Origin of the sequence: Mesorhizobium sp. M0051 (assembly GCF_040323235.1) — a bacterium.
In the GTDB taxonomy this organism is placed as follows: domain Bacteria; phylum Pseudomonadota; class Alphaproteobacteria; order Rhizobiales; family Rhizobiaceae; genus Mesorhizobium.
This window is the reverse complement of the sequence record NZ_JAMYUT010000089.1, coordinates 1-1,374: the sequence shown is the minus strand read 5'-3', so window position 1 is coordinate 1,374 and position 1,374 is coordinate 1. Positions and strand designations below refer to the sequence as shown.

Genomic DNA, 1,374 nt, shown 5'->3' with positions numbered 1-1,374 from the left:
ATGCCGTGGTAATCGCCCAAGAAAGTCTGCGGGTGTATCTGGCCGCGACCCGGCTGATAATCGAGCAGCACGATCGGCTCGTCACTGTCCTGGCCGCTCCGGTATGCCCACATGTACGAGGTGCTGGCGGCCTCTCTGTCCATTTCCTTCAGCACCTGGACCGTGGTCTCGTCGCCATGGATGAGGGGCTGCGATCTGAGCCGCAGCTTCAGCGCGTCATAGATGCGGGAGAGATGCTTTTCGCTCGAGCCGATCACCCAGTGGCCCAGAGCGCCACGGCTGACAGGAACACCCGCGCGCTCGAAGGCCTGAGCCAAGCGGTAGAGCGGTGTGCCGTCGACGTATTTGTGAACGAGCGCGAAGGCCAGCGTCGAGGCCGTGGCGATGCTGCCCGGCAAAGGTTGCGCGGGCATCGGCGCGATCACGACCGGCGTGCTGATCCCGGTGCGCTCGCAATGACGGCAAGCATATTTGAACCGCACATTCTGCAGGACCTTCGCCTTCACCTCGATATGAAGCTGCTCGGTAATGGTCTCGCCCAGGCGATGCATCTGGTGACGGCAGCAAGGACAAGCCTTCTGGTCGTCGGGAAGGTCGTACTCGACACGCTCGCGCGGCAGGTTTTCCGGCAAGGCCTTGCGGCCGCGCTTCTTTCCCGTCGCCCCTTCGGTCGCCGGCAAGCCCGTGTCCGGCAGGACAACGACATCGCCATCTTCGCTGTCGGCGTCATCCTCATCCGCGGCCTGTTCGGCTTCATTGAAGAGGCGGTCAATGTGCTTTTCGCTCTTCGGCGCAAAACGATGCAGTCGTGCAAGCGCCAGCTCTTCCTCGAGTTTGACGACGCGTTCGGTGAGGTGACGGTTCTGCGCCTGCAGCGCAGCAATACGCGCCATCAACTCTTCAACAGTCGGTTCGCCGGGTCGATTCATCAGATTCTTGAATCGAAAGCATGCCGTCGCGTCAACCGCTCAATTCGAGAGCCCTCAGCCGGCAACCTGATATTGCCGCGCCGGATGGCGGACCATCGCATCGATATCGATGCCGTCGAGGATCCAGTGCAATTGCTCGGTCGTAAGCGTGACCACCGCTGCCTCCCGGCGCGGCCACCGGAACTTGTCCTCGGTCAGCCGCTTCAGGACCAGCACAAAGCCGGACCGATCGAAGAACAGGAGCTTCATCCGGTCGCGACGGCGATTGCAGAACGCAAAAACCGCCGGAGCAAACGGATCGAGCGCCATCGTCTCTTGGACCAGAACCGCAAGGCTGTTGATGCCGGCCCGGAAGTCGATCGGCTCGCGGTGCAGGTAGACTTTCAGGTCAGCGCCCAGTCTGAACATGACCCAGTGCTCCGATGGTCGCCGTCAATGCATCCAC

2 protein-coding genes are annotated in these 1,374 nt (G+C 61.9%); both read right to left on the bottom strand.

The features are described from left to right. On the bottom strand, positions 1-929 hold a 929-nt coding region (gene tnpC / locus NKJ90_RS33335), incomplete at its 3' end, for an IS66 family transposase (protein WP_352487773.1). Between the two features lie 54 nt (positions 930-983). After that, positions 984-1,337 (bottom strand): IS66 family insertion sequence element accessory protein TnpB, encoded by a 354-nt coding sequence (tnpB, locus tag NKJ90_RS33330; protein WP_352487772.1) that lies wholly within the window; start codon positions 1,335-1,337, stop codon positions 984-986. Positions 1,338-1,374: the final 37 nt, after the last annotated feature.

Excerpts from the sequence above, each read along its gene's own strand:
- tnpB (WP_352487772.1), bottom strand. The coding sequence starts at position 1,337 with ATGTTCAGACTGGGCGCTGACCTGAAAGTCTACCTGCACCGCGAGCCG.